Source organism: Thermotoga sp. (assembly GCF_021162145.1).
In the GTDB taxonomy this organism is placed as follows: domain Bacteria; phylum Thermotogota; class Thermotogae; order Thermotogales; family Thermotogaceae; genus Thermotoga.
In genome coordinates, this window is sequence record NZ_JAGGZH010000072.1 from 1 (window position 1) to 8,055 (window position 8,055).

Below are 8,055 nucleotides of genomic sequence, written 5' to 3' on the forward strand. Positions count from 1 at the left end.
CTCTGCGTAAAAGGGATTGGCGCTGTCTGCTATGATGACACCCACAATGTTCGTACGTTTGCTCCTCAAAGAAGAAGCCGTTGCATTCTTCACGTATCCGAGTTCTTTCGCTATTTTTAGTATTTTCTTCTTTGTCTCTTCACTGATATCTGGCTTATCATTCAGAGCTCTTGAAACTGTGTTTATCGAAACACCCGCTCTTTCCGCTATGTCTCTGATCGTTACGTACTTTTTCTTCATGTTCTTGCCTCCCGTTCACTCCTCCCTGAACAGATAGAAATCATCTATGAAACCCCAATCTCCCGCTCTTCCTTCGACAGAAACGATGACTTTTATCTTTCCTGTTTCGACTTTTATACTCTTTATCTCAGGATTTTTCCACTCGAGCCACCCTGTTGTTTCGACCATCACTGTTTTTTCACCCTTCCCGTAACCACTCACCTTCAAGGTAATCTTCACGCCACTTCCTCCTTGTGTCCAGAACCCTACTCTGTACACCCCGGCTGGAAGTTCTACTTCCTGTGCCAATTCGAATTTAAAAGCCTCGTCGAGCCAAAAGTTCACTGCATACTCTCCCTGATGTGCGTTGCTTGGAGGATTGGCTTTCACTACTTTCACTGCTTTTCTGTTACCAGATACCTCCCAGGGGGAAAACTCACCCGTCTCGAATCCGGAATTCCTCAGGTAGTTCCTGCTTCCTTTCACGGTCAGGGTTGCAAAGATTTCTCGGTCTATATCTTCTACGTATCCTTCTACTTTGTAGACACCGGATTTCTCAACGAGAGCAGGATCAAAATTCCATTTGACACGCAGAGATCTGATGGAATCATCACTGAACAGTACTTTCACAGCATCCGGAAATCTAGGGATTTCTCCCAGATTGGTTGAAATTTCCACGGGAAGGATCTCTCTGATTTTGATTTTTACAGGAGTAGATGCTTTCATAAGTTTGAAAACATCCAGGGATGGGAGGGCGTTTCCATTGAAATCGAACATAGCCTGATTTTCCCATGGATTTCCCTCACCGGTCTTCCAACCAGCTCCTTTCACGGGGATCCAATCTCCCTCCCAGTAGAAAATTCCAAGTCCGTGACCATCGGGAACACTGTTCACCACCTCTACGAGATCTCTCAGGAACGTTGCCTGACCCTGAACCGTTGCCCTGTAACCACCTGTGAGTTCCATCTCTTCACCACTAAAGATGTTGGGATAACCATCACCGTCTTCAAGAGTCCAGGCGTAAGCCGTCTCAACGACAACCACATCTTTGTCATACCTCTTAGCTATGTCGTACAGGTTGTTTTTCAGATCCTCGAGGGTACCGTGCCAGTAAGGGTAGTAAGATACACCTATTACATCGAAATCCACATCCCTTCTGGTGACCTCGTCGAAGAACCACCTGAAGAGAGAGTTATTTCCTCCCTCGGCCAGATGGATAACAATCTTTATGTTGGGATCGACTTCTCTGACGGCCCTGATAGCTGCTTTCAGAAGTTTTGTGAATCCGTCGAATCCACCGGCGCCCTTTCCGGAGATCATTCCGTCCGGCCAGAGGAAACCGTTGTTTACTTCGTTCCCCACCTGGACCATATCCGGTAGCGCCCCGTTTCTTCTCATATGGTTCAACACAAGCTTCGTGTAGGAATAAACTGCCCTCTCTAGGAGTTCCCCATGAAGGTGATCCCACTCCTTTGGTTTGTACTGCTTCCCGGGATCTGCCCACCAGTCACTGTAGTGAAAGTCAAGAAGAACTTTCATCCCGTACCTTTTGGCTCTCTTTGCGATCTCCGTCATTCTCAGATAATCACAGTTCCCTCCGCCGAGCGGGTTCCCGTTTTCATCCCTTGGATCGTTCCACACTCTCAATCTGATCCAGTTTATCCCGTGATCTTTCAGTATTTGAAGGCAATCTTTTTCCACGCCGTTGTCGAAAAACTTTCCACCGAGTTGTTCTATCTCGTAGAGCATGGAAACGTCCATCCCAAAGATGAAATCCTCACGAAGATCCTTCACCGGATTGATCATCAGACCAAACGCCAGAGAGGAGATCACGAGCATCAGTATCGTCCCTTTCATCGTACCAACCTCCTTCATTCTTTCACCGCTCCCCTCGTAAGGCCACTCACCAGATACCTCTGAAGCGAGAGGAAAAGGATCACCATTGGAGTCATTCCAAGAAGTGCGGCTGCTGTGAAGAGCCCCCACTCTGTTTCATAGGGTCCCGTTGCAAATGCCTGGAGTCCAAGGGCGTAGGTATAGTGTCTCACGTTCTGAAGGATGATCCTCGCCACCACGTACTCGTTGAACGTTCCGATGAAGACCAGAAGAAACACGACCGTGAGGATCGGCCTTGCAAGGGGGATGATGATCCTGTAAAAACTCTGGAAACGTGTTGCTCCATCGACGATCGCCGCTTCTTCGAGTGAGGTGGGTATCGTGTCGTAGAACCCCTTTATCAGGTACATATTGTAGGCGATGTTGGTGAGATATGCAAAAATCAAACCACCGAGTGTATCGATTCCGATGAAGGGGATGTACTTTCCCATGAAGTTCAGAAGGTCGTATATGGCGATCATGAAGATTACACCTGGAAACATCTGTATCAGAAGAAGCGCCATGATTCCGTAGCGCCTTCCAAAGAACCTCATCCTGCTGAACGGATAAGCCGCTATCGCACACACAGTTGTTGTAATGAAAGCCACGATCAGAGACACGATCACGGAGTTGAGTACCCACAGCCAGAAATAGTGTTTCGTCTTCTGTTTCCATATCTGGTCTATTCTGAAGAGTTGCTTGTCTATGTTTCTCAAATCACCCTTGAGTTCGGAAAATGGTACCAGATCAATCAGGTTCCCTGCTCGCCGCGAAGCAACAGACATGTTCGCCCTGACTCTGCTGACGAAATCCATCTTCACGATGTCGTACATCCTGTTCAATATGCTGGAAGACACATACACTCCCTGGGACGAAAGGGATATGAGATCATCGTAAGATTCCTCAAGATCGTTCAGAGAGAGTTTCATTTCCTTCAGTATCGTCTCGAGGTTTTTTGGAAATGTGTCGAACTTGCTGGCAAAATCCCTGTACTCTTCTATCCATCTCATCTCTCTGATTACTTTTGATATCCTGTTGTAGAACTCATCCTTTTCCCAGTAAGAGTTCATGAAATCTCGGAGCATTTTCAGGACGGAAGAATATCTGAGGAGATCAGTTTTTCCGAAAGATCTTATTCTCTCAAGAGTGGAAATGGCGCTCTGGAGATTGTATTTGAACACGATCTGACTGAGCGTTCTCTGAGGTTTCAGAAGTTTCTGATGGACTTCTGAGATGCTCCGCTGGTATTCAGAGAGTTTCTCGGCAAGATTCTTTTCCTGAAGATGAAGTTCTTCGAGACGTTCGTTCAGAACGCTTAGAACCACGATTTTGTCTTTTATACCAGCAATGGTTTCGGAGGTTTCCTTCAGGATCCTGATAAGCCGCGGGTGGATCTCTCCGTAGATCTTCACCAGATCAGAGTATAGAAGGCGGTTTTTCAGTTCTTCGTTTCCTTCAGATAGTTTTTCGAGTTCTTTTTTCAGGGACACGAGCAATTGTTTCAAATTGTCGTATTCAGCGAGGGAATCCATCTCATTCAGAAGATCGTCAATCGTGCGGATTGCTTCAGAGGTGCTCTGAGAAAAACCGCTATCGTCCACTGGAAACAGACCGCTAACTGTTGCCTGTTTTATTCTTTCTTTCAGTTCGTTGAGGTCCACAAGGGATGTTCTCATTCTTTCCAGCTCCGGTGCTATATCCTTTTCTATGATGAGGTTAGCCTCCATTATGTCATCTTGAAGTTCCTGGTACTGCTGTTTAAGTGAAAGAATCTCTTCCCTCACAGCGTTCAGTTCTTTCTGTGTTTCCTCGAGGAGGTTGTCATACCCATTGGTCAATTCCTCGTAACTCGCTTTTAGGATTTCGATCGCTCGTTCGTAACCTTCTCGTGTACTGGTATCTACACCTGCGATTCTTTCCAGCACTTCTTTGAGAGCTCTGTGAACTTTTGAGTGGAATCTTTCTCTTGATAATACAAGGTAGAGGGCAGCTCTGCTCTTGTCCGAATCGTCCAGTTCCGGTGTCTGGATTGATGAAGAAAGTTCCTGGAGATTCTCAATCACTCCGTTCTTGATCTCATCCGAATGATTGTTCAAGAACGTTTCTATCTTCCTGAAAGAGTCTTCAGCACTCTTCAGCCTACTCTCCGTTTCTGCCAGATACGAACTCACCTTTTCGATGGATTGCTTCACAGCGTTTTTAAGTTCATCTTCGGACCACGTATCGTAGGGTTTCACCTTAGAAATCATCGCTTGAAGGTTCTGGATCAGGAAGGGGAGATTCCTTTCGGGTGCCACGAGATCCCTGTAGTGCTGAAGTGTCAGTCTGGACGAAAACAGTTTTGAAGAGAACGCCGCTTCGTCTCTTCTGAGGGAGGTCGTCACTACCCAGACGACCGGAAAGAGAATCACCGCCACTATGATGACGAGAAAGATATGAGTGAGTACATTTCCTCTCTTCTGCACCATCATTTGCTCACCTCTTCAAACGCACCGGACAACTTGAAGTTCACAAAACTGATACCACCAACGAGGAAGAAAATGAGTATGGAGATCGCACTCGCAAATCCAAAGTCCTGTCCCTGACCTCCCTCGAATGCCAGTTTGTAGACGTAAGAGATCAGAATGTCCGTGTATCCTGTGGGAGTGGTTGAATTCGGGATAGGAGGACCTCCTCCTGTGATCAGATAGATGATCGTGAAGTTGTTGAAACTGAAAGCAAAACTGCTGACGAGAAGGGGGGCGATGATGGTCATGAGAAGTGGAAAGGTGATGTAGACAAATCTTCTGAACCTTCCTGCACCATCTATAGCTGCTACTTCGTAGAGCTCAGGTGGGATACTCTGAAGGGCACCGAGCGATATTGTCATCATGTAAGGAAACGTGAGCCAGACGTTGACAAGAAGCACTCCAACACGAGCCCAGAAAGGATCGTTGAACCACTTTATTGGATCCAACCCAAGAAGGGGTAAGAGAAACTTGTTAATCACGCCGTAAGTTTCGTTCAAGAGACCGTTTCTCCAGACAAGAGCCGAAATGAAAACCGGAATGGCCCATGGTATGATCAAGAGAGTTCTGTAGAGATTTCTTCCCTTGAGCCTTGGGTTGTTCAGAACGAGTGCGAACGGAAGACCAACAGCAAGTGACAGCACCACACTCAGAACGGCCCATACGAAGGTCCACAGAAAGATCCTGAAGAAAGGCCCTGACACCTTGGGATCCTTCACGATCCTCAGGAAGTTCTTCCATCCCACAAAATCTATGAACCCAACCAGAAACGTCTCGTTTCCATTTTCGTCCACATCGTAAAAAGCTCCCTCACGCTCCACCACTTCTCTTCCTGTAAGGTTATTTATTACCGTGGTTTTTATCTTCATCTTTCCACCGTCGTACACCTCTTTGTAAACCAGTCTGTACAGCCTCTCCACGTGCATGAATCTCCATTCACCATCAGGAGCGATTCTCAAAGCCAGTTTTTTTCCATCCGGAAGCACGTACTCTGCGTTCACCAGGTAATTCTGTGCTATTCTGCTTTTGAAGTAGGGAGCGTTCAACCTCAATATCTCGTCGTCTGGAGAGTAGAAACTCTTGTAAGTTGTGTCACCGCGAACCACAAGATTTATCTCCGAAAGATCGGCCGGCCACGGAACGATTCTGAAGTTGTCGCCGTTCAGCGAAACCGTTTCACCGTTAACGGGCACCAGATTGTACTGGCTCAAGAGTACCTCCTGACCCCGTGAAACAACGGGTCTGGGTTTTTCACCAAGGTAGATAACACCGTTCACTCTGAACAGTATGAGGAAATCCTCCGTGGGGGAGAGCCCATCGTAGACCACAAAGACCTTGTAAGAGACAGGAGTCGAATCTACCACGTAGGAGAAATTCGGGTCGTAAAGGAGTCTTTCGATGGCCTCCTGCCTCGACATGAAGTGACCCGTTCCATAGTTGGTGAAGGCCACCTTGAAGGTGAAGTATATGGGGTAAAGAACGAGAACGAAAAGCAAAACAAGAGCGGGAATAACGTATCTGTAAGGATATCCCCTTGGATTGATGATGAAGAAATCTATCAGAAACAACAAGGAAAAGAGGACGATGGAGAGTTCGTAATATTCGTTTTGAAAAAGAAATACTCCTGCCCAAAAAAATGTCACGTTCAAAAGTGCAAGGAGGAACCACAGAAGCAATTTTATGAGTTTCTTCACCTTTTTCCCTCCCTGAGTGTGTGAAAGGGGCTGGAGATCCCAGCCCCTTACAGGAGCCTACTGTTACTGAATTTGGGACTTGATTCTCTCAACGGCGTTCTTTAGAGCTTCTTCAACAGTTGCTTTTCCGTTCACAACAAGATTGAGCGCATCGTTCATAGCAGCCCACACAGCAGCCATCTGCGGCACGTTGGGCATCGGTATTCCGTTAGCGGCACTCTGTGTGAATCCGACCACATCGGGATTGTCTTTCACAAGTTCAAGAACGTCTTTCCTCGCAGGAAGTCTCGGATCAGCAAGGTAAATTCTGTACATTGTTTCTTTCTTGGCAATGAAACTCGTCAGGAATTCGATGGCAAGGAGTTTATTAGGGGATTTTGCGTTCACCATGAAGCCTTGGACTCCAACGAAAGGTTTTGCAGGAACACCGGGTTCCAGATCGGGAATCGGAGAGACACCGTAGTCTATTCCTGCATCTTTGTAAGCCTTTACAGCCCAGGGACCGTTGATGATCATGGCTGCCTGACCTTCTCTGAACATGGAGTCCATGATCTGGTAGTTGTCACTGGGATCAAGGATTCCTTCATCTACCATTCTCTTCAAGAGTTTCACACCTTTGATTGCCCCTTCGTTGGCAAGGCCAATGTCGTTGACGTCAAGTCCCTTCTCGGTTTGTTTGAAGACGTAACCACCGTATCCAAATATGAACGGAGCTATGTAGTAGAATTCGGCTGCTGACGTGATGAAGCCCCGCACCTCTCCTCCAAATTCTTCGTCGATTTGTTTCGCAACTTCTATGAGTTCGTCCATGGTTTTGGGAGGTTCGGGGACGTAATCTTTGTTGTAGATGAGAGCAATTGCTTCCATAGCATAGGGTACTCCGTAAAGTTTTCCACCATAAGAAAACGCGTTGAGAGCTGTCTCGTAGAAGTTTTTCAAATCGGCAAAATTCGGAATGGGTTCTATCAGACCGTTCACGGCGAGTTCTCCAACCCAGTCGTGTGCGCCGACGATAATATCAGCTCCCTGACCCTCAGGAGCGGCTGTGAGGAACTTGGACTTGATATCCTGGAAGTTCACGTACTGCACTTCGACCTCCACACCGTATTTGGCTTTGAACTCCTCTCCGAGTTTTTGAAGGATGTCGACCTGTTTTTCGGAGCACCATATGGTGAGTTTGGGCTGGGCAAGAACGACAAAAGAAACAACAAGCAGAGCGAACACCAGAAATTTTTTCATACCGCCTTCACCTCCCTGAATGAGTTGTCCAAGTAGATGATACCATGCGTAAACGTTACCGTGAAAGTTCCCGTAATGTCAAATCACAATTAGGGATGATTTTCAGCGTTATTTCATTCTAGATACATCTGGATGAAATTATTTGGAAATATTCCCTGATTTCTATGTATGGAACTTAAGTAGTTTACTTCAGAGCAGCCACTGACTTTCTTTCAACGATCTCTACGGGCAGTACTACTCTTCTTGCTATTCCTTTTTTTCCTGAGAGTCTCTCGTAGAGTACCTTGAATGCTACTCTTCCCATCTCTTTTCTTGGCTGCCTTACAGTAGTTAAGGCAGGAATGGTATAGCTTGAGATAGGATCATCATCGAAGCCCATCACAGAGATCTCATCCGGTACAGATACACCTAAGTCATGAAGGGCTTTTAAAGCACCAACCGCTGTCAGATCATTTATAGCAAAAATGGCGGTAAAGTCTTTACCGTGCTTTTTCAAGTATTCTTTTACGGTTTTGTATCCA

General features: G+C 46.5%; 6 protein-coding genes. All 6 read right to left on the reverse strand.

All coding sequences use genetic code 11. From position 1 onward, the window contains the following. A partial coding sequence (locus tag J7K79_RS04790) for a LacI family DNA-binding transcriptional regulator (RefSeq protein ID WP_296905709.1) occupies positions 1-240 on the reverse strand: 240 nt, incomplete at its 3' end. Positions 241-255: 15 nt separating this feature from the next. Further along, positions 256-2,076, reverse strand: coding sequence for a glycosyl hydrolase 53 family protein (locus J7K79_RS04795; RefSeq protein WP_296905711.1), 1,821 nt, complete (start codon positions 2,074-2,076; stop codon positions 256-258). A gap of 14 nt (positions 2,077-2,090) precedes the next feature. After that, positions 2,091-4,565, reverse strand: a complete 2,475-nt coding sequence (locus J7K79_RS04800; RefSeq protein WP_296905713.1) for an ABC transporter permease subunit — start codon at positions 4,563-4,565, stop codon at positions 2,091-2,093. Further along, on the reverse strand, positions 4,562-6,295 hold the full coding sequence (locus J7K79_RS04805) for a DUF4896 domain-containing protein (protein WP_296905715.1): 1,734 nt from the start codon (positions 6,293-6,295) through the stop codon (positions 4,562-4,564). The genes J7K79_RS04800 and J7K79_RS04805 overlap by 4 nt, the downstream gene beginning before the upstream one ends. A 63-nt stretch (positions 6,296-6,358) precedes the next feature. Next, a complete protein-coding gene (malE, locus tag J7K79_RS04810) occupies positions 6,359-7,534 on the reverse strand; it encodes a maltose/maltodextrin ABC transporter substrate-binding protein MalE (RefSeq protein ID WP_296905718.1) in 1,176 nt (391 codons plus the stop codon). A 184-nt stretch (positions 7,535-7,718) separates the two neighbouring features. After that, the coding region (locus J7K79_RS04815) for a substrate-binding domain-containing protein (protein ID WP_296905720.1) at positions 7,719-8,055 on the reverse strand (337 nt) is incomplete at its 5' end.